The 21,199-nt window shown below is 55.9% G+C and carries 21 protein-coding genes; all 21 read right to left on the bottom strand.

Annotation, left to right across the window (positions count from 1 at the left end; translation table 11 throughout):
* Positions 1-261: 261 nt before the first annotated feature.
* The gene (locus tag VNL73_04350; GenBank protein HXF48643.1) at positions 262-1,227 is read right to left on the bottom strand and encodes a methionine synthase; all 966 of its coding nucleotides are present in this window, start codon (positions 1,225-1,227) and stop codon (positions 262-264) included.
* Between the two features lie 230 nt (positions 1,228-1,457).
* On the bottom strand, positions 1,458-1,916 hold the full coding sequence (gene rpiB, locus VNL73_04345) for a ribose 5-phosphate isomerase B (protein ID HXF48642.1): 459 nt from the start codon (positions 1,914-1,916) through the stop codon (positions 1,458-1,460).
* Entirely contained in the window at positions 1,913-2,899 is a 987-nt protein-coding gene (locus tag VNL73_04340; protein ID HXF48641.1) for a branched-chain amino acid transaminase, read from the bottom strand. Before VNL73_04340 ends, rpiB begins: the two co-directional genes overlap by 4 nt.
* An 18-nt stretch (positions 2,900-2,917) precedes the next feature.
* Entirely contained in the window at positions 2,918-4,099 is a 1,182-nt protein-coding gene (locus VNL73_04335; GenBank protein ID HXF48640.1) for an acyl-CoA dehydrogenase family protein, read from the bottom strand.
* A complete protein-coding gene (locus tag VNL73_04330; GenBank protein ID HXF48639.1) occupies positions 4,100-5,245 on the bottom strand; it encodes an acyl-CoA dehydrogenase family protein in 1,146 nt (381 codons plus the stop codon).
* A gap of 89 nt (positions 5,246-5,334) precedes the next feature.
* Positions 5,335-6,201 (bottom strand): 3-hydroxybutyryl-CoA dehydrogenase, encoded by an 867-nt coding sequence (locus VNL73_04325; protein HXF48638.1) that lies wholly within the window; start codon positions 6,199-6,201, stop codon positions 5,335-5,337.
* A gap of 85 nt (positions 6,202-6,286) precedes the next feature.
* On the bottom strand, positions 6,287-7,483 hold the full coding sequence (locus tag VNL73_04320) for an acetyl-CoA C-acetyltransferase (protein HXF48637.1): 1,197 nt from the start codon (positions 7,481-7,483) through the stop codon (positions 6,287-6,289).
* 94 nt (positions 7,484-7,577) lie between these two features.
* The gene (locus VNL73_04315) at positions 7,578-8,237 is read right to left on the bottom strand and encodes a CoA transferase subunit B (GenBank protein HXF48636.1); all 660 of its coding nucleotides are present in this window, start codon (positions 8,235-8,237) and stop codon (positions 7,578-7,580) included.
* Positions 8,182-8,898, bottom strand: coding sequence for a CoA transferase subunit A (locus VNL73_04310; GenBank protein HXF48635.1), 717 nt, complete (start codon positions 8,896-8,898; stop codon positions 8,182-8,184). Before VNL73_04310 ends, VNL73_04315 begins: the two co-directional genes overlap by 56 nt.
* 56 nt (positions 8,899-8,954) lie before the next feature.
* Complete coding sequence (locus VNL73_04305) at positions 8,955-9,845, bottom strand: hydroxymethylglutaryl-CoA lyase (protein ID HXF48634.1); 891 nt, start codon at positions 9,843-9,845, stop codon at positions 8,955-8,957.
* Between the two features lie 14 nt (positions 9,846-9,859).
* Entirely contained in the window at positions 9,860-10,174 is a 315-nt protein-coding gene (locus tag VNL73_04300; protein ID HXF48633.1) for a GIY-YIG nuclease family protein, read from the bottom strand.
* A gap of 47 nt (positions 10,175-10,221) precedes the next feature.
* Positions 10,222-10,689, bottom strand: coding sequence for a biotin/lipoyl-containing protein (locus tag VNL73_04295; protein HXF48632.1), 468 nt, complete (start codon positions 10,687-10,689; stop codon positions 10,222-10,224).
* Positions 10,686-12,173 carry a biotin carboxylase N-terminal domain-containing protein gene (locus VNL73_04290; GenBank protein ID HXF48631.1) on the bottom strand — a complete coding sequence of 496 codons (1,488 nt, stop codon included), beginning with the start codon at positions 12,171-12,173 and terminating at the stop codon, positions 10,686-10,688. The genes VNL73_04295 and VNL73_04290 overlap by 4 nt, the downstream gene beginning before the upstream one ends.
* 48 nt (positions 12,174-12,221) lie before the next feature.
* Entirely contained in the window at positions 12,222-13,013 is a 792-nt protein-coding gene (locus tag VNL73_04285) for an enoyl-CoA hydratase-related protein (GenBank protein ID HXF48630.1), read from the bottom strand.
* On the bottom strand, positions 12,994-14,598 hold the full coding sequence (locus VNL73_04280; GenBank protein HXF48629.1) for a carboxyl transferase domain-containing protein: 1,605 nt from the start codon (positions 14,596-14,598) through the stop codon (positions 12,994-12,996). The genes VNL73_04285 and VNL73_04280 overlap by 20 nt, the downstream gene beginning before the upstream one ends.
* A gap of 68 nt (positions 14,599-14,666) precedes the next feature.
* Positions 14,667-15,068: a methylmalonyl-CoA epimerase gene (gene mce, locus VNL73_04275; GenBank protein ID HXF48628.1), complete on the bottom strand. Its 402-nt coding sequence runs from the start codon at positions 15,066-15,068 to the stop codon at positions 14,667-14,669.
* Positions 15,065-16,684 carry a methylmalonyl-CoA mutase family protein gene (locus tag VNL73_04270; GenBank protein ID HXF48627.1) on the bottom strand — a complete coding sequence of 540 codons (1,620 nt, stop codon included), beginning with the start codon at positions 16,682-16,684 and terminating at the stop codon, positions 15,065-15,067. Before VNL73_04270 ends, mce begins: the two co-directional genes overlap by 4 nt.
* Positions 16,685-16,731: 47 nt before the next feature.
* The gene (locus VNL73_04265; GenBank protein ID HXF48626.1) at positions 16,732-17,244 is read right to left on the bottom strand and encodes a biotin/lipoyl-containing protein; all 513 of its coding nucleotides are present in this window, start codon (positions 17,242-17,244) and stop codon (positions 16,732-16,734) included.
* The gene (gene accC, locus VNL73_04260) at positions 17,238-18,737 is read right to left on the bottom strand and encodes an acetyl-CoA carboxylase biotin carboxylase subunit (GenBank protein ID HXF48625.1); all 1,500 of its coding nucleotides are present in this window, start codon (positions 18,735-18,737) and stop codon (positions 17,238-17,240) included. Before accC ends, VNL73_04265 begins: the two co-directional genes overlap by 7 nt.
* 84 nt (positions 18,738-18,821) lie before the next feature.
* Positions 18,822-19,529: a class I SAM-dependent methyltransferase gene (locus VNL73_04255; protein HXF48624.1), complete on the bottom strand. Its 708-nt coding sequence runs from the start codon at positions 19,527-19,529 to the stop codon at positions 18,822-18,824.
* 56 nt (positions 19,530-19,585) lie between these two features.
* Entirely contained in the window at positions 19,586-21,136 is a 1,551-nt protein-coding gene (locus VNL73_04250) for an acyl-CoA carboxylase subunit beta (protein HXF48623.1), read from the bottom strand.
* Between the last annotated feature and the right edge of the window lie 63 nt (positions 21,137-21,199).

Below are 21,199 nucleotides of genomic sequence, written 5' to 3'. Positions count from 1 at the left end.
CGCCCCTACATGTAAGGCAGAGATTAGAAACTGGAAATTAGAGATTCGTCCGCACCGCGCCACCCAGATTCTTCGCTGCGCTCAGAATGACAAGATGGGCGGGGTGACCCTGCCCCTACAAAGACAAGAACGGGCAGGCACGAGACCTGCCCCTACGAAAACAAAAAAGGGCGGGCACGGGGAGCCGCCCCTACGGAACACCCCCTCCGGCCTGCGGCCTCGTCCCCCTTGCCAAGGGGGACAAAAAGGGCGGGGCAATTCCTAATTCAGCCCTAATTCTTTTTTTACTTCCCCCACCGCCTCCACCATAACTTTTAATTTGTCGATGGCTTCCTGGACGGTGCGGGTTTTGAGGCCGCAGTCGGGGTCGATGAAAACCTGCTGGGGGTCGAAGACCGAGAGGGCTTTGTAGATGCCCTGCTTGACTTCTTCCTTGGTTTCGATGCGGTGGGAATGGATATCGGTAACCCCCACGGAAACTCCCTTGGTGAACTTGGGGGTTTTGAAAATGTCCAGATTGGAATAGCCGGAGTTGGCGAATTCCAAATCCAGCATATCGACGGCCAAGTCCAAAACGCGCGGGTACATCACTTTGAAATCGCCGTAGCAGATGTGGGAGATGGTTTTGGCCTTGATTCCCTTGGTGACGATTTTCATCGCCTCCACGGCCAAGTCCACTTCGTCGGGACGAGTGGACAAAGCCGGTTCGTCAATCTGGATATACTTGGCGCCGGCTTTTTCCAAATCGGTCACTTCCTCGTGCAAGAGCTTGGCGAAGGCCAGAACGACCGCGCGGCGGTCGGGATAGAAGGTGTTAAAAGACCAGTCGCACATCGTGTAGGGACCGGTGAGCATTCCTTTGACCGGCTTTTTGGTGAGGGACTGGGCGTATTTGAACATCTCGACGGTCATCGGCTTGGGGCGGGAGAGCCTGCCTTTTACCACCGGCTTGCGGTAATAGCGGTTGCCATAGGAGCGAACCAGGCCGGAGACCCCCATTCCTTCCAACTGCTCGGCGAAGTAGGTGGTCATATCCCCCCGCTCCATTTCACCGTGGACCAAAATGTCGAGGCCAATATCTTCTTGAATCTTTATCCATTCGCGGGTGGCCTGCTTTTCCAATTCGTGCAGTTCTTTTTCTTTCAGTTCCCCTTTGGCAAAGGCGTTGCGGGCTTTTACAAGGTAGTCCGGTTTGGGATAACTCCCTACGGCGGTGGTTTCTAACATGCGTCTTCCATTTCCTCTTTGGTCATCCATTTTTTGTTTCGTCCTTTTGCAGGGGCGAGGCATGCCTCGCCCTTACAAATCCTTGACGGGCGACCGCCGGTCGCCCCTACGGCAATCCGTCCGGTGGGCACGGCACGCCGTGCCCCTACGAAACACCCCCTCCGGCCTTGCGGCCTCGTCCCCCTTGGTAAGGGGGACACAAAAAACAGAACCCGTGCAATATATCCCTGCTAACATCCGCCTTTTTCTTCGATTTGTTTGATTTTTTCCACGCGGCGTTCGTGGCGGCCGCCCGCAAAATCGGTCAAAAGCCATGTTTGCACAATCAATTCGGCAATGTCCGGAGTAATATATCGGCTTCCCAAAGTCAAAACATTGGCGTCATTGTGCTCCCGAGCGAGTTTGGCCATGTCGGCATTGGTGCACAAGGCGGCGCGGACGCCGCGCACCTTGTTGGCGGCGATGGTCATTCCGGTGCCGCTCCAGCAGATGGCGATGCCGAAATCCGCTTTTCCTTCGGAAACCGTCTTCCCCACTTTGCAGGCGAACTCGGGATAATCGACGGAATCCTCGGAGAAGCCCCCCAAATCGGTGACGGAGTGTCCCTCGGCGGTCAATTTCTTTTTGATTTCCTCTTTGAGTTTAAAACCCTTATGATCCGCCCCGATGGCGATTTTGCGGGGCTTCATTTGCCGGCAAACACCTTTTCCTGATTTTTTACCGGGTGGTTCTTTTCCTTTTTGGCCGGCGGATGAACGAAGGTCAACCAACCGCGGCTGTCGGATTCCGGATGCTCAAAGATGTCGAAAAAGCGCTTTTGCAGTTTCTTGGTAATCGGGCCGGCGGAGCCGGAGCCGATTTTGATTTTATCAATGGAAGTAATTGGGGTAATTTCCGCCGCCGTGCCGCAGAAGAAAACCTCGTCGGCGATGTAGAGCGCCTCGCGCGGGATCGCTTCCTCGATGACCCGGATACCCAACTCGCCAGCCAGATTGATTACCGTGTTGCGGGTGACGCCGGGGAGAATGGCGGAGGCGAAGGGGGGAGTAATAAGCGTTCCGTCGCGAACGATAAAGATATTTTCACCGGAGCCCTCCGAAACGTGGCCGGAATAGTCCAAGGCAATCCCCTCGGCATAGCCGTGGGCCCGGGCTTCCAAGCGAATCAACTGCGAGTTCATATAGTTGGCGGCGGACTTGGCCATCGCCGGGAAGGTGTTCGGGGCCATGCGCGACCAGGAGGAAACGCCCACGGAAATCCCTTTTTCCAACGCTTCCGCACCGAGGTACTTGCCCCACTTATAGGTGGCAATCGTTACATCAATCGGGCAATTTGTAGGATCCACACCCAGTTCGTAATAGCCGCGGTAAACGAGGGGGCGGATGTAGCAGGCCTCCAGTTTGTTTATGCGTATCAGTTCAATGGAAGCGTCGCACAACTGTTCCTTGGTATAGGCGGGCTCCATGCGGTAAATCTTGCAGGAGTCGATGAGCCGCTTCATATGGGCATCCAGGCGGAAGACCGCCGGGCCCATTTTGGTCTTGTAGCAGCGGATTCCCTCGAAAAGGCAGGAGCCGTAATGCACCACGTGGGAGAGAACGTGAATCTGGGCATCGTCCCAGTTCACCATCTTCCCGTTCATCCAGATTTTGGCTTCTTTTTCCAACGGCATAAATCCTCCCGGTTGTCCTTAAGATACTTTCTCGGTCACGATTCCGCCAAACAAATTTTCGGTGCCTTTCAGAACCTCGCGGGAAATCACGATCCGCTGGATTTCGGAGGTCCCCTCCCCTATTTCGCAAAGCTTCATATCCCGGTACATCCGCTCCACCGGGAAGCGGGAGGAATAGCCGGAGCCCCCCAGAATCTGAATCGCCTCGTAGGTGACAAAATTGGCGGCCTCGGAGGCGAACAGTTTGGCCATGGAGGCCTCCTTGACCAAGGGGAGCCCCATATCCCGCATACGGGCGGCGTGGTAGACCAGATGACGGGAGGCCTCGATTTTCGTGGCCATATCCGCCAGCTTCCATTGAATCGCCTGATAGGAGGCAATCGGAGCTCCGAAGGCGTGGCGCTCCTTGGCGTAGCGGGCGGCAATATCGAACGCCCCCTGCGCCAAACCCAGGGCCATTCCGCCTATTGCAATCCGGCCGGTGTCCAACGTCATCATGAACTGCTTGAAGCCGTTCCCTTCCGGCCCCAACAAATTCTCCTGCGGGCAGAAAACGTCGTCCAGATGCAGAAAGGCGGTGTCCGAGCCGCGCAGGCCCATTTTGTTCTCCTTTTTGCCGGAGGAAAACCCCTTCCAGCCCCGCTCGATGATGAAGGCGGAAATTCCCTTCGGGCCTTTGGAATTCGGGTCGGTGCGGGCGGTCAGGTTGAACACCCCCCCGAAGGAGGCGTTGGTGATCCAGCATTTGGTGCCGGTGATTTTCCAGCCGCCCTCCACTTTCTCGGCCGCCGTCTGGGTGTTGCCTGAATCGCTCCCCGCCTGCGGCTCGGTCAAGCCGAAGGAGGCGATTTTTTTGCCGGAGGCGACGTCGGGCAAATATTTTTTCTTCTGCGCCTCGCTGCCGAAGCGGACGATGGGGGAGCAGCCCAAGCCGTTGTGCGCGGCCACCGCGATGCCGGTGGAGCCGCAGACGCGGGAGAGTTCCTCCACGGCGATGACGTATTCCAGAAACTCAAACCCCGACCCGCCGTATTCCTTGGGAACGACCATCCCCAGATACCCCTCTTTTCCCATCGCATCGAAAAGCTCTTTGGGGTAGACGCCGGTTTCATCCACTGCCGCGGCGTGCGGGGCGATTATCCGCTCGGCGAAATCCCGGACTTTGGCGCGGAAGTCGTTGTATTTTTTTTCTAAATACACTTAGCTCTTCTTTAAAATGGAACGGGAGATGACGATTTTTTGGGCCTCGGAGGTTCCTTCGTAAATTTCCGTGACCCGGGCGTCCCGGAAGTAGCGCTCCACGGGATATTCCTTGACGTAGCCGTAGCCGCCGTGAATCTGCACGGCCTCGTTGGTCACCCAGTTGGCGGCCTCGGAGGCGAAAACCTTGGCCATGGAAACGTCCCCGGCGGAATCGCCGTCTTTTTCGCAAAGCAAAGCCGCTTTGTAAACCAACATACGGGCCGCTTCGATTTTGGTGGACATGTCGGCCAGCTTGAACTGGGTGGCCTGAAAATTGGCAATCGGCTGGCCGAAGGCGAAGCGCTGTTTGGAATATTTCAGCGCTTCTTCAAACGCCGCCTCGGCAATCCCCAACGCCTGGGCGCCGACGCCCACCCGGCCGATGTTCAAAAGGGAAAAGCCGATTTTGAGCCCCTGCCCTTCCTGCCCCAACAGATTCCCCGCCGGCACTTCCGCATCGGAGAAGGAAATTTCCCGGGTGTCGGAACATTTGAGCCCCATTTTCTTTTCCTTTTCACCGACGGCAAACCCTTTCGTATCTTTCTCCACCAACAAGGCGGAAATTCCCTCCCGCCCCAAATCCGGGCGGGTTTTGGCGAAGACGACGAAAATCCCGGCGTAGCCGCCGTTGGTGACCCAGTTTTTGGTGCCGTTCAAAATGTAGCTGTTTCCCTTTTTGACGGCGGTGGCCTTTAGCCCGCCGGCGTCCGTGCCGGCATCCGGCTCGGAAAGGGAGTAGGCGCCGATGAGTTCCCCCTTGGCCATGCGGGGGAGGTATTTTTTTTTCTGCTCGTCGGTGCCGTATTTGACAATCGCCTGGCAGGCGAGGGAATTGTGGACGGAGAGGGTGATTTCGACGGCGGCGTTCGCCTTGGAGATTTCCTCCAAAGCCAGAATGTAGGAAAGCGGGTCGAGCCCCAGCCCACCGAACTCTTCGGGCAGAAGCATGCCGAAATACCCGAGCTCGGCCATTTCCGAAAGAACCGATTTGGGCATTTCCTCCGTCTCGTCCCATTCGCGGGCATACGGCGCCAGCCGTTTTTGGGCGAATTCGCGGGCCGAGTCGCGCATCAGTTGCTGCTGTTCGTTCAGCTCAAAATCCATCGCTCTGTCTGCTCCTCTTCATTATTGAAAGACGGGCACAATATATTGTGCCCCTACAAAAACCGGTAAGGGCACGGCACGCCGTGCCCCTACGATTGATAATCGTAAAATCCCTTTCCTGTCTTTTTCCCAAGATACCCGGCCTGCACCTTTTTGACCAGAAGCGGGCAGGGGCGGTATTTGGGGTCTTTGAAGCCGTCGTATAAAACGTTCATTATAGCCAGACAAACGTCTAATCCAATAAAATCGGCCAAGGTCAAGGGGCCCATCGGGTGGTTCATCCCCAATTTCATCACCGTGTCGATCGCTTCCTTGGAGGCGACCCCTTCCATCAGGGCAAAGCAGGCCTCGTTTATCATCGGCATCAAAATCCGGTTGGAGATAAAACCGGGGTAATCGTTCACTTCCACCGGCGTTTTGCCCAGCTTTTCGGAGACCGTACGAACGGCCGCATAGGTCTCATCTGTGGTTTGTGCACCACGCACCAATTCCACCAGCTTCATCAAAGGAACGGGGTTCATAAAGTGCATGCCGATTACCTGCCCCGGCCGCTTCGTTGCGGCGGCAATGGCGGTGATGGGAAGCGAAGAAGTATTGGAAGCCAGAATCGTCTCCGGCGGGCAGTGCTTATCCAGCGCCGAAAAGACCTCTTTTTTGACGCCGAAGTCCTCCGAAACGGCTTCCACCACCAACTGGCAGGAAGAGGTGCCGTCCAGGGATGTGGCCGGAGCAATTGCGGCCAATGTCTTATCCTTCTGTTCCGCCGTTATCGTCTGTTTCGAGAGTTGGCGTTCCAGATTCGCCTTGATGGTGGACAAACCGCGGTCCAAAAATTCTTTTTTGGCATCCACCAGGACCACCGGCCAGCCGGAGAGCGCGAAGACGTGGGCGATGCCGTTCCCCATTGTGCCTGCGCCGATGACGCCGATTTTTTTTATCGAATCAATTCCAGTCAAATGTCGACCCTTCTTATCTTGCGTCGAAGGGCACGGCACGCCGTGCCCCTACGAATATCCGGAAAGGGCGAGGCATGCCTCGCCCCTACATCATCTCGATGGACAGCGCCACGGCGTTGCCGCCCCCCAGACAAAGGGAGGCCAGGCCGTTTTTCAGACCTCTATCCTGCAGCGCATATATCAACGTCGCCAGAATGCGGGCGCCGGAGGCGCCGATGGGATGGCCCAGGGCAATCGCCCCGCCGTGGACGTTCAGGCGTTTCCAATCCCAGCCCAACTCCTTGCCGTCCGCCAGAACCTGCGCGGCGAACGCCTCGTTGGTTTCCATCAAATCCCAGAAATTGATATCCACCCCCATCTGCTTCATCAGCTTGCGCACGGCGTAAATCGGAGCGTAGAATAAAAGCTCCGGGTCGGTGCCGGCGGAAGCGTAGCCGTTTATTTTGGCCAGCGGCTTTAAGCCGTTTTTTTCGGCATACTCGAGGGAGCTGACCACCACTGCCGCGGCGCCATCGTTCAACCCGGGGGCATTGCCGGCGGTAACCGTGCCATCTTTTTGAAAAGCCGGTTTCAACTTGGCCAGCTTTTCCATCGAGGTATCCGGACGGATGCATTCATCCTTGTCGAACTTCAACGGCTCCCCCGTTTTTTGCGGAACTTCCACCGCCACGATTTCCTTGGAAAACTTGCACCCCTTTTGGGCCGCGGCGGCCTTCATATGGGAGTTATAGGCGAACTCATCCTGCTCCTGCCGGGAGATGTTCGATTTTTTGGCGGTCAGCTCGGCGGCGTTCCCCATATGGAAATTGTTGAAGGAATCCCACAGGCCGTCCAGAATCATCGTGTCCTTCAATTCACGATGGCCGAATTTGAGTCCGCCCTTGGCCCCGTGCAGAACGTACGGGGTGGTGGACATCGATTCCATTCCGCCGGCCACGATAAGCCGTTCATCTCCCGCTTTTATCGCCTGCGCGGCCAGCATCACGGCTTTCAGTCCGGAGCCGCAGACCTTGTTGATGGTCATGGCCGGAACGGAGGTCGGCACGCCGCCGTGAACGGCGGCCTGGCGGCCGGGGGCCTGGCCTTCGCCGGCCTGCACCACGTTTCCCATTATCACTTCGTCAATCTCTTCCGGCTTGGAGATGCCGGCCCGCTTGACCGCTTCGCGGATGGCGATGGCGCCAAGCTGCGGAGCGGTGTAGTTGGAGAGTCCGCCCAAAAAATTGCCGATGGGTGTGCGGCAGGCGGAAAGGATGACCGGGGTTCTGGATTTGTCTGTCATAAAGACCTCCTGATTCTATATGGAGGGTGTGCACGAAACTCAACCACCCCTCCCAGATTCTTCGCTTCGCTCAGAATGACAACCTTTTTCGTTTTCAATAGGTTCCAACCTTTACGTTATTTGTGACCAACTTTGCCTCGGTGGCTTTCTTTACATCTTCCACTGAAATACCTTCGGCGGTTTCCAATAAATGCAGCCCGTCCGGCGCCACGTCCATCACGGCCAAATCGGAGATAATCCGGTGCACCACTTTTTTGCCGGTCAAAGGGAGCGTGCATTTTTTCAACACCTTGGAGGCGCCGTCCTTGGAACAGTGCTGCATGGTAACCACCACCCGCTTGGCTCCGGCCACCAAATCCATCGCTCCCCCCATTCCCTTGACCATTTTCCCCGGAATCATCCAGTTGGCCAGATTCCCCTCCTCGTCCACTTCCATCGCCCCCAGAATGGTCAAATCGATATGCCCGCCGCGTATCATCGCAAAGGAATCGGCGGAGGAAAAATAGGAGGCGCCGGGGACTTCGGTTATCGTCTGTTTTCCCGCATTTATCAAATCGGGATCCTCCTCCCCCTCATACGGAAAAGGACCGATGCCCAGAAGACCGTTTTCGGACTGCAGGACGACCTCCATTCCCTCCGGAATGTAGTTGGCGACCAACGTGGGCATGCCAATCCCCAGATTGACGTAGAAGCCGTTTTTAAGTTCGCGCGCCGCTCTTTGGACGATTCGTTCTTTGCTCGATACGCTTTTCATACTTCTCGCCTTGTAAAATCAAGTTGACGTAGATACCGGGGGTGTGGACACAATCCGGGTCGATTTGCCCGATTTCAACCAAATGCTCCACTTCGGCGATGGTAAAATCGGCCGCGGTGGCCATCATCGGGTTGAAGTTGCGGGCGGTTTTGCGGTACTGCAAATTCCCCGCCTTGTCGCCGCGATACGCTTTTACCAGCGCCAAATCGGCCCGCAGGCCCTTTTCCATTATATACTCTTTATCATTGAAAACACGTGTTTCCTTCCCTTCGGCAATCACGGTGCCGACGCCGGCGGGGGTATAGAAAGCCGGGATTCCGGCGCCGCCGGCTCTGATTCGTTCGGCAAAAGTCCCTTGCGGTACGAACTCCAGCTCGAGCGAACCGTCCAGAAATTGCTTTTCAAAGGTGGCGTTTTCGCCAACATACGTGGAGACCATTTTTTTGATTTGGCGGGTTTGCAAAAGCAGTCCCAGGCCGAAATCATCCACGCCGGCGTTGTTGGAGATTACGGTCAGGTTTTTTACGCCCGAATCGCGCAGGGCGGCAATCAAATTTTCCGGGATGCCGCAGAGCCCGAAGCCGCCGACCATGATGGTCATTCCGTCTTTGATTTCGGCTTTTTCGAGCGCTTCGCGCGCCGTTTTGAGCGACTTATCCATAGCCGTTTGAATTTAAGCGGAAAGCCCTCTTGTGGCAAACGGACAAGGGAAGTCCACTACCCCCGCGCCAGCAGGGCCTGATAGGCCTTGGAACGGGGAGGGCGGCCCAGAAAATCGATAATGAGCCGGCTGGCTTGGGCAATTCCCAAAGCGTCCAAACCGGTTTTGAAACCCAGTCCTTCCGCCAAAAGCACCAGTTCCTCGGTGGCGATATTCCCCGCCGCGCCGGGGGCGTAGGGACAGCCGCCAAGGCCGCCGGCGCTGGAATCGAAACTGCGGCAGCCCATTTGAACGGCCCGCAAAACATTGGCGACCGCCAGGCCGCGGGTGTCGTGGAAATGGAGGGCCAGCTTCGTTTTTGGGAATTTCGCAAGCTTCGTCAAAACCTTCTCCACGGTTTTGGGCGTGGCGACGCCGATGGTATCCCCCAGCGAGACCTCGAAGCAGCCGATTTCCAACAAGGCCTTGGCTACCCGCTTTATCGTTTCTATTTTGACCGCCCCTTCGTAGGGGCAGCCCCAGACGACCGAGAGGTAGCCGCGGACTTTGATTTTTGCGGTGTGCGCCTTTTCGGCGACATCTTCGAATACTTTCAGCGACTGGTCGATGCTCATTCCGATGTTTTTCTGGACAAAGGTTTCGGAGGCGCCGGTGAAAAGGGCGATGGCGGAAACGCCGGAAGCAAGGGCGCGCTCCAGCCCTTTTTCGTTCGGCACCAGAAAGTAGGCGGCGGCGCCGTGCAGCGAAACGCCTTCCAGCACCTTTTCCGAATCGGCCATCTGGGGGATTTTGTCCGGGCGGACGAAGGCGCCGGCTTCGAATTCCCGGACGCCGGCTTTAAGCAGGCGGCGGATGAATTCCTTTTTGATTTCGAGGGGGACCGGCTGGGCTTCGTTTTGCAGACCGTCCCGCGGGCCGACTTCAACAATGCGGAATTGTTTACTCACTTTTCACTTTCCTGTCATTCTGAGCGCAGCGAAGAATCTGGGTTTTCATACCAGTCGGCACTCAAATCTTCCCATTTTGGATTAACCGATTCAATCAATGCAATCTTCTTTGAACGCAACCAGCCCTTGATCTGTTTTTCCCGGCTTATGGCCTCACGAATATCGGGGCCGGCCTCGAAGTAAACCAATTGTGTAATCCTGTACTTTTTGCTGAATCCAGGAATAAGCATCTGTTTGTGTTCATAAACGCGGCGTTCCAGGTTGTTGGTTACACCGGTGTACAAAGTCTTCGATTTATTCGTCATTATATAGACGTAGTACTGTTTCATGCGACATTCCAACTGCGAGATGCTTCGCTTCGCTCAGCATGACAACTTTACTTATCATTAGTGGAGCATTTGAAGAAGGGGCGGCCTTTTTCCAGAACTTCCCCTTCCTTCACCAGCACTTCCTCGATGAATATCTTTTCCGGGGCGCGAAAGGAGAATTCCATCTTCATCGCCTCCAAAACGACCAGCATTTCCCCGGCGTTGACCCAGCGTTTGGGGCCGACCAGAAGCTTGACCACGCGTCCCGGAAAGGTGGCGGCCAATGCCGTCTGTTCGGCGCCGCCCGTAGGAGCCGCTTTGCGGCCCGGCTCGACGATTTCCAGAACCCCCTGCATTTGCGGCGTGGAAACGAGAATCTGCTTTCCCTGCCGCAAAATTTTCCCTTTCAGGCGGCTTTTTGAAACGCTGACCGGTTCGCCGTCGAGGCGGACTTCAATACGGTCGTAATGTTTTATCATTTCAACGGCTGTGCTTTGGCCGTTGGGCAAGACAATCGAGAATTTGCGGGTGCTCACAGGTAGTCCCTTCCCAATGGAAGCTTTCTGAAAAGCGAGTCCTGCCTTTGCATGGGCGTCTTTCCGGTTTCCACGACAGAAGATGACTCAAAGGCCAAACTTAAAACCTGCGCCAAGCTCTCTTTGTTCCAGCTTGGCGGAGAGCCGTCGAAGGTTTCCTCCACGAAGTGGGTGTGATAATTCCCTTCCGTAAACTTGGGATGTTCCAAAACGGCAATCAGAAAATCCCGGTTGGTGGTGGGGCCGACGATGGTCGTTTCCCGCAGGGCGGCGGCCAATTTGGCAATCGCTTCTTTGCGCGTTGGCGCCCAGGCGATGATTTTGGCCAGGAGGGGGTCGTAGTTGGCTGAAATCATCCCGGAATTTCCAAAGCCGGTTTCGATTCGCACCCCCTTGGCGCGGGGAAAAGCCAATTCATAAACCCGGCCGGGCTGGGGGGTGAAGCCCTGATAGGGGTTTTCGGCATAGAGCCGGGCTTCAATGGCGCATCCTTTGGGATGCAAATCCCCCAGAAAGATGCTTTCATCCTGCGCAATTCGGAGCTGCCACTGCACCAAATCAACGCCGTAGCGCTCTTCGGTAATCGGATGCTCCACCTGCAGGCGGGTGTTTACTTCAAGAAAATACCATTCCCCTTTGGAATCGAAAATGAACTCGACCGTACCGGCGTTGGAGTATCCCGCCTCGGACAGAAGCCGGACGGCGGCATCCTCCAAGAATTTTCGCTGAACTTCTGAAATCACCGGCGAGGGGGTTTCTTCGATGATTTTCTGGTGGCGCCTTTGAACCGAGCAATCCCGCTCCCCCACGGCCACCACCTTGCCGTTTTTGTCCCCCAAGACCTGCACTTCGATATGGCGGGCGGGGCTGACCAATCTTTCGACAAAGACAGTCGAGTCGCCGAAGGCGGATTGGGATTCCCGTTGGGCCGAGTTCACCGCTTCCGCAAACTTCTCCGGTTCGAAAACCTTGCGCATTCCCCGGCCGCCGCCGCCGGCGGAGGCCTTTACCAGAAGCGGAAAGCCGATTTGCCCCGCCGCAGCATCCAATTCTTTTTGCGAGACCTGTTTTTGAAAAGTTACGAAGGGAACGGTTGGGATGTTGAGTTTATTGCAAAGCTCCTTGGCCTGAACCTTGGAGGATAAAAGCTCCATTGACGCAGGCGGCGGGCCGACCCATTGCATTCCGGCATCCAGAACAGCCTTGGCAAATTCTTTATTCTCGCTCAAAAAGCCGTAGCCGGGGTGGACAAAGCCGGCCTGGTTTTCTTTGGCCAGCTTTATCAATTTCGGAATGGAAAGGTAGGTTTCGGAAATCCCTTTCCCTTCAAGCGGACAGACCAAGTCGGCTTCTTGGGCGGCAATCGAGCCCAAATCATCCACCGCCGCCGGCAGGATGGTGAAGAAACCGAGTTCGCGGGCGGCCTGGATGATGCGGATGGCGATTTCGCCGCGGTTGGCTATAAAGAGGCGTTTATTCTGCATTGAACCAATTCGAGATTCTTCGCTGCGCTCAGAATGACAATGGCGACATTATTCCGCCCAAGGGGGAGTTTTTTTCTCAAAAAAGGAGGCAAAACCGGCCTGGGCTTCTTTGCCCGTGCGCAACTGGGCCATCCAGACAGCGGCCTGATCGTTGATGTCCGCCGGGGGGAAGGGCCACTTGGCCAGATACTTCTTGGCGGAACGGACGGCTCCCGGCGCGGCTTTTTTGAAAATCTCCGTCCATTTTTTCTGTGCCTCGTTCAAACCGGCCTCCCCCTCCGTCATTTCGTGAACCAGCCCGATGCGCAGTGCGGCGGCGGCGCCGAATTTTTCACCGGAAAGGAACAGCGAACGGGCCTGCGACAAGCCGATTTTGCCAATCACAAACGGACCGACGACGGCGGGAATCAGCCCGACGCGCACTTCGGTCAAGCCGAAAACCGTTTTGCTTTCGGCCACCACATGGTCGCAGACGGCAACCAGGCCGACGCCGCCGCCCAAAGCGGCGCCCTGAACGAGGCCAATTACTGGAGCAGGAAATTCATTAATAATGGAAAGCATCCGGGAAAGTTTTTGGGCGTCCTCAATGTTTTGGGCGGCGGTGAAACTCAAACTGGACTTCATCCAGTTCATATCCGCCCCGGCGCAGAAGACATCCCCCCTGCCGCGCAGGAAGACGACCCGCAGTTTGTCATCCGAGGCCAAAGTCGAAAAAACGGAAGCCAGCTCGGCAATCAAGTCGGGATGAAAGGCGTTTTTGACCTCCGGACGGGAAAGCCAGACGGTGGCGGCCATACCTTCCCGCTCGACGGAAAGAAACTTACATTCGAAAAACGCCAAAGCGGGTCTCCTGATAGGGGGACTGGTAAGCAAGTTCGAGGGCCAGCCCCAGGGTGGCGCGGGTTTCTTCCGGCAACAAAATTCCGTCATCCCACAGGCGGGCGGTCGAGAAATAAGGGGAGCCCTCGATTTCGTATTTTTCCAAAATCGGCTTTTCAATCGCCTCTTTTTCTTCCGGCGTCGCCTCCCGCTTGACGGTGGAAAGGACCATCGCGGCCTGCTCGCCGCCCATAACCGAGATGCGTCCCTGCGGCCACATCCATAAAAAGACCGGCTCGTAGGCCCGCCCGCACATTGCATAATTCCCCGCTCCGTAGCTGCCGCCGATAATCACGGTCAGTTTGGGGATGTTCGAATTGGCCACCGCCATCACCATTTTGGCGCCGTCCTTGGCGATGCCCCCCGCTTCCGCCTCCCGGCCGACCATAAAACCGGTAATATTCTGCAAAAATAAAAGGGGGATCTGGCGCTGGTTGCAAAGCTCGATGAAATGGGTGGCCTTCAAGGCCGAATCGGAAAAGAGAACGCCGTTGTTGGCCAGGACGCCCACTTGATAGCCGTAGATGGAACCGAAGCCGCAGACGAGCGTGGTGCCGTAGAGCTGTTTGAATTCAAGGAAGCGGCTGCCGTCCAGAAGCCGGGCCAGAAGCTCCCGCACGTCCCAGGGCTTGCGGATGTCTGCGGGCATGATGTCATACAGTTCGTCAAAATCGTACAAGGGCTCTTCGGTCTCGGCGCGCGGCTGGCCGAAGGTCTGGGTCGGCTTGGGCAGCGTGGCGACAATCGCGCGGCAGCGCTCCAGGGCCTCCTCCTCGTTTTCCGCCAGATGGTCGGTGACGCCGGAGCGGCGCGAGTGCAAATCGCCGCCCCCCAGTTCCTCGGCGCTCACCTCCTCCCCCGTGGCGGCCTTGACCAATGGCGGGCCGCCCAAGAAGATGGTGCCCTGATTTTTGACGATTATCGATTCATCGCTCATTGCCGGGATGTAGGCCCCCCCCGCCGTGCAGGAGCCCAAAACGACGGCGATTTGGAAAACGCGGGCGGCGGACATTCGGGCCTGGTTGTAAAAAATCCGGCCAAAATGCTCCCGGTCGGGGAAAACATCGGCCTGCAGGGGGAGAAACGCGCCGCCGGAATCGACCAGATAGATGCAGGGCAGATTCAATCGTAAGGCGATTTCCTGCGCGCGGAGGTGCTTTTTGACCGTGACCGGAAAATAGGTTCCCCCTTTGATGGTGGCGTCGTTGGCGACAACCATCACCGGCCTACCGGAGACATAGCCGATGCCGGTCACGAGTCCGGCGGCGTGGATGCCGCCGCCGTAGAGGCCGTTGGCCGCCAGCGGCGAAAGTTCGAGGAAGGCGGAATCGGGGTCCAGAAGTTTGCGAATCCGCTCCCGCACCATCATTTTGCCGGCGGAGGTGTGCTTTTTGCGGGCCTCTTCACTTCCACCAACTGCTGCCTCTTTGCGTCGGGTTAGGTATTCATCCCGCAAAAACTGGTGTTTTTTGCGGTTTTCGCCGCCGGTTTTGACCTGAAAAGCGGTGGCCAAAACCTCCATTTGAGTAAAATCCTGTGGCGTCATTCATTGGGATAATACGAGCCGGCGAAAACAAAGGCAAGTAGGGCACGGCTCGCCGTGCCTCTACGTTCTTAGGCGGTTTCTTTGAGTTCGATTAGAACCCCGCCGGAGGATTTGGGGTGGAGGAAGGCGATTTTTTTACCTTCGGCGCCGATGCGGGGAACTTCATCGATGAGCCGGAAACCCTCGGTTTTCAAGCGGGCCAGTTCGGTAACAATATTTTGAACGCCGAAGCAGAGGTGGTGCAGGCCGGGGCCGTTTTTCTCCAGAAAACGGGCAATGGGGGAATACTTCGTAATCGGCTGAAGCAATTCGATACGCTGATTGCCATAATGGACGAATTGAATCAGGACACTGTCCGCGTCCGATTCAAAAACCCGGGAGGGTTCGCCGCCAAAATTTTTGAGGTAGAATTCCACGGATTCCTTGAGGTTCCGAACCGCGATGCCTAAGTGGTCAATTTTGTAGTTCACAAAACCACCGCTCCGCGGTATTCGCCCCATTCTTCGCGCAGGACAGTGCAGATTTCACCGAGGGTGACATAATTTTCGACGCAGTCCAGAATGACCGGGAACATTCCATCCGTACCTTTCGCTACTTTTCGCAATGCCTCAAGCTTTTGCTTAACGGTTTCGTTATTTCGGCGGTGGCGCAAATCGGAAAGGCGGGCCATTTGGTCTTCGCGGACTTTGGGGTCGACTTTCAGGATTTTACCGGTGAAGGAATCATTTTCGACAAATTTGTTGACGCCGACAACGATTCGCTCTCCCCTTTCGACCTGCTTTTGGTACTCGTAGGCGCTTTGTTGAATTTCACGCTGGAAGAAACCGGCTTCCACGCAAGCCAAAGCGCCCCCCATTTTTTCAATTTTCTTCAGGTACTCCCAGCACTCCTCCTCCAGCCGGTCGGTCAGATGCTCGACATAATAGGAGCCGGCCAAAGGGTCAACCGTGGCCGGGACGCCGGACTCGTGGGCAATCACCTGCTGGGTGCGAAGGGCCAATTGAGCCGATTTTTCGGTGGGCAGGGCGAGGGCTTCATCGTATGCATTGGTGTGCAACGATTGGGTTCCCCCCAAGACGGCGGAAAGGGCTTCGAGCGTGGTGCGGACCAAATTCACTTCCGGCTGCTGGGCAGTCAAGGAGGAGCCGGCGGTTTGGGTGTGAAAGCGGAGCTTCAAGGAATCCGGCTTTTTGGCCTTGAATTTTTCCTTCATAATCCGCGCCCAAATTCTGCGGGCGGCGCGGAATTTGGCGATTTCTTCGAAAAAATCCTGATGGGCGTTGAAGAAAAAGGAAAGGCGGGGAGCAAAGTCGTCAATTTTCAAGCCCACGGACAAGGCGGCGCGGACGTATTCGATGGCATCGGCAAAGGTGAAGGCAAGCTCCTGCGCGGCGGTGGAGCCGGCCTCGCGGATGTGATAACCGGAAATCGAGATGGTGTTCCACTTGGGCAGATGCTCCTTGGCATATTGAAAAATGGAGGTGACCAGGCGCATAGACGGCTTTGGGGGAAAAATATAGGTGCCGCGGGCGATGAATTCCTTCAAGATGTCGTTCTGGACCGTGCCGGAAAGTTGGGATAAGGAAATGCCCCGCTTTTTGGCGACGGCGACATAGAGGGCCATCAAAATGATGGCGGTGGCGTTGATGGTCATCGAGACGGAGACCTTGTCCTGCGGGATGCCGTCGAACAAAAGCTCCATATCCTCTATGGAACAAATGGCCACGCCGGTTTTGCCCACTTCGCCGGCGGCAAAAAAAGAATCGGAATCGTAGCCGATCTGGGTGGGCAGATCAAAGGCGACCGAAAGGCCCGTCACCCCTTGTGAAAGAAGGTAGCGGTAGCGCTCGTTCGATTCCTTGGCGGTGCCGTAGCCGGCGTATTGGCGCATCGTCCAGAGGCGGCCGCGGTACATATCGGGATAAATGCCGCGGGTAAAGGGGAACTCTCCCGGCTTGCCCAAGCGCTTTTCGAGCGCTTTGAAATTCTTGACGTCTTTTTGGGAATAGACAATTTTGGGCTGGGAACTCAAGCCGGAAAGTTTTATTTGAGGTGTGCGATTGATTTTCTTTGTCGTTTTCTTCAATCTTCAACCTGTTGTTAATCGTTGGGATACCAGCTTTCTATAAAGCGTTACTCGAGAGTTATCAAAATTTGATTTTGTTCCACTGGCTGGCGTTGGGCGACTTTTATTTCCTTCACCCGGCCGGCACCAACGGCTTTGATTTCGTTTTCCATTTTCATCGCCTCCATGACCAAAAGCCCCTGCCCGGGGTGGACATCCTGTCCGACGGCCACTTCTATTTTGACAACCAGACCGGGCATCGGGGCGCGCACCACCTTTTCCTTTGAGGTAGACTTTCCGGCGCCGGAAAGCTGGCGGGCGCGAAAGAGTTTCTCTTCCTCCACCAGAAGGCCATAATGCTGACCCGAGGCAAAAACGGAAAGCCCTTTTTCGCTTTCCTTGACCTCCAAATCATAGGAACGGCCATCCAGCAAGATAGAAAGAGCGCCGCCGCCGTTCAGGGAGACCAGATCGACCGTGTGCGTCTTGCCGTTTATCGTGACGGCCATTGTGCCGTTCAAGTTCTCGACGCCGACTTCGTAGCTTTTTCCGTCCAGCTCGAGATGATAGGTTTTTACCATTGGCGCAAACCGGCCCGGCGGGCCTCCTCCTTCCAGACCGAAGTTGTCCGGCCAGCGGAAGCTGCCGGCGCTGCTGACTGTCTTTTCAGTTCCTTAAAAAGAACCGCCCCGATTAAAGCGGGTATCAAGCCACTTGGTCGAAGATCCGGCAACTCTTTTTCCTCCTCCAAAAAGAAGGTGGAAAAATCCCCTTCGTTGAAACGGCGGTGGGTCAAAAGGGATTCGTGGAAAGGAATGTTGGTGGCGATGCCGAAGATGCGGAATTCCTCGAGGGCGCGGCGCATCCGGCTGATGGCCGCGGCGCGGTTGGGCCCCCAGCAAATCAACTTGGCCAGCAAAGAATCGTAAAACAGCCCGACCTCCCAGCCCTGATAGACACCGGAATCCACCCGCACGCCGGGGCCGGCCGGCTCGCGATAGACGTCAATTTTGCCCGAGGAAGGGAAAAAATTCTGGGCCGGGTCTTCGGCGTTGATGCGGCACTCGATGGCGTGCCCGTTCCACTTTACATCTTCCTGTGCCAAAGGGAGTTTCTCCCCGGCGGCGATTTTCATTTGCAGGGCGACCAGATCCAGCCCGGTGAGCATTTCCGTGACCGGGTGTTCCACCTGCAGCCGGGTGTTCACTTCGAGAAAATAGAAGTTCTTGTACTCATCAACCAAAAACTCCACAGTGCCTGCGTTCAGGTATCCGGCGTTTGTGGCCAAGGTGACGGCTGCTTCGCCAAGTTTTCGACGCAGGTTTGCATCCACGACAACTGAGGGAGATTCTTCCAAAAGCTTTTGATGACGACGCTGGATAGAGCATTCCCGTTCCCCCAGATGGATGCAGTTGCCAAAGGCATCGGCCAAAATCTGGATTTCGATGTGGCGGGGGCGGGAAAGGTATTTTTCGAGATAGACAGCGCCGTTGCCGAAATAGGAAAGGGCTTCGGAAGAGGCCAACTTTAAGGCCGAGGCGAAATCGCTTTTCCGTTCCACCTTGCGCATTCCCTTCCCTCCTCCCCCGGCCTGGGCTTTTATTAGAAGCGGAAATCCCAGCTTTTCGGACTCTGCCAAAGCATCCGCTTCAGAAACATTTAGCGGCAGCTCAACGCCGGGGACGATTGGAACGCTGCAAGATTGTGCCAGCCGGCGGGCGCGGACTTTGTCTCCCAGTTTCAGAATAGCATTCGCCTTCGGGCCAATGAAAACCAAGCCGGCTTCTTCCACCGCCTGGGCAAATATTGAATTCTCCGACAAAAGGCCGTAACCCGGATGAATGGCCTGGGCGTCGCATCTTTGGGCGGCGGCAATGATTTTTTCCATCGAGAGGTACGATTCCTTGACCGGAGGCGGCCCGATGGGGTAGGCCTCGTCCGCCAGCCGGACGGCGAGGGATTTGCGGTCGGCCTCCGAAAACACAACAGCCGAAGTGATGCCGAGATCCCGGCAGGCACGGATGACCCGCACGGCGATTTCGCCACGATTGGCGATTAGAATTTTCTTGAACATACAATGAAAGGTCGGACAACAGACATCAAAATAAAAAGCCCATCCTTTCCCCACCCAGATGCTTCGCTTCGCTCCGCATGACATTCACTCTTGTTTTTTCAAAACCGCCGTTATGGTCGAGCGGAAAGTAGTCAGCTCTGGCAGGCGCGTCAACATATGCACCAAATAAGATAAATAAAAAAGGGGGCGGAAGTGCAGGTGCATATCCTCGGATAAAATCATTTTTTCAACGGCAAAGCCGGGGAGGTTTTTGAACTTTCCGGGACGGTTGAAGCGGTGATAGACACGGAAGATGTCCTTTGGAGAGATGAGGAAAAAACGGACGAGAAAATAACGCTTGAGCCGGTAGGGTAACAACCGGGGAAGAAAAGAAATGTAGCTCAAGATGTTGGGGGTTTGAATGAGAACCTTCCCCCTCTTTTTTAGCACCCGGCGCCATTCGGCCCAAACCAGTTCCGGTTTTTCGAGATGTTCCAGAACATAGCGGGAGGAAATGAAGTCGAAGCTTTCGTTTTTAAAAGGAAGCGCTTCCAACCGCGCACGGACAAAGTTTTTGGGGTTAGCCAAAGGGTTTTTGGAATCGACGCCCACTTTAAATTCGAGAGAATCGTACTGGTTGATGATTTTGTTCTCCCCGGCGCCGGCATCCAGCCAGAAGCGGGAGGCGGCGAGACAGTCTCTAAGCAGCGAAAAATAAATGTCCCAGCGGAAGTGAAAGCTGGGGGCGCGGCGGGAAAGAAAGTTCTTTGCCCATTCGTAATTTTTCTCTGCTTTTGTGGAGAAGAATTCCATAAATCAATGGAAAGATTCTTCGCTTCGCTCAGAATGACAAGAAAAAACTGAAAAACTCAAAGGGGGATATTGCCGTGCTTTTTGGGGGGGACGGTGTCTTTTTTGTTCTGCAAAAGCTCCAACGCGCGGATTAGGCGGGGGCGGGTTTCTTTGGGTTCGATGATATCATCAATGTAACCACGGGCGGCCGCCTCGTAGGGGTTGGCGAATTTTTCGCGGTATTCCTCGATTTTTTTCTCCAACAACTCCTGTGGGTTGGAGGCGGCTTCTATTTCCCGTTTGAAAATGATTTCGGCCGCCCCTTTGGGGCCCATCACGGCAATCTCCGCCGAGGGCCAGGCGTAGTTAAAATCGCCGCGGATGTGTTTGGAGGACATCACGTCGTAGGCGCCGCCGTAGGCCTTGCGGGTAATCACCGTGAGTTTGGGAACCGTTGCTTCGCAATAGGCATAAAGCAATTTGGAGCCGTGTTTGATGATGCCGCCGTGCTCCTGCGCCGTGCCGGGGAGAAAGCCGGGGACGTCCTCGAAGGTGACCAACGGAATGTTGAAGGCGTCGCAAAAACGGACGAAACGGGCCCCTTTGGCCGAGGAATTGATGTCCAGAACACCGGCCAGAATGGCGGGCTGATTGGCGACAATGCCGATGGAACGGCCGCCCAAGCGGGCGAAGCCGACGACGATGTTGGCGGCGTACTGCTCGTGGACCTCAAAGAAATCGCCGCCATCCACCACCCGGCGGATGACATCCCGAATGTCGTACGGCTTGTTGGGATTGTCCGGCACGATGCCGTTCAGCTCTTCATCCTGCCGGTCAGCCGAGTCATTCGAAGCAACCAAAGGGGGGTCATCGAGATTATTGGACGGAATGAACGAAACGAGTTTTCGGACTTTTTCCAACGCCTCCATTTCATTATCGACGGCGAAGTGGGCCACGCCGGACTTGGCGGCGTGAACGTCCGCGCCCCCCAAGTCCTCAAAGGTGACATCCTCGTGGGTGACGGTTTTGACCACGTTCGGGCCGGTAACAAACATATAGCTCGTGCCGCGAACCATTACCACAAAATCGGTGATGGCGGGGGAATAGACCGCGCCGCCGGCGCAGGGGCCCAAGATGGCGGAGATTTGCGGAATGACGCCGGAGCAAAGGGTGTTGCGCAGAAAAATATCGGCATAGCCGCCCAAGCTGACCACCCCCTCTTGAATGCGGGCGCCGCCGGAGTCGTTCAAGCCGATGACCGGGCAGCCGTTTTTCAACGCCAAATCCATCACCTTGCAGATTTTTTCGGCGTGGGCTTCCGACAAGGAGCCGCCAAAGACGGTGAAATCCTGCGAGAAGACGAAAACGGAGCGGCCGTCGATTTTGCCGTGGCCGGTGACCACGCCGTCCCCCAGATACTTTTGCTTCTCCAAACCGAAGCCGATGGAACGATGGGTGACAAACGGGTCGAATTCCTCGAAGCTTTCCTCGTCCAGAAGAAGCGCGAGCCGCTCGCGCGCAGAGAGCTTCCCCTTTTTGTGCTGTTCTTCGAGACGGGCCTCTCCCCCACCCAAGAGCGCCTGCTGGCGCATTTGTTCAAGGAGTTTGAGTTTTTCTTTCAGATCCATTTTATACGGCCTTCCTTGTTTCGCGGTCTCGGAGCAGGGACTCCGGGTTACCCAAAAGTTTAG

This window comes from Verrucomicrobiia bacterium (assembly GCA_035574275.1).
In the GTDB taxonomy this organism is placed as follows: domain Bacteria; phylum Zixibacteria; class MSB-5A5; order DSPP01; family DSPP01; genus DSPP01.
Note: the sequence above shows the minus strand (reverse complement) of the source record. Positions and strands in the feature narration are given on the sequence as shown.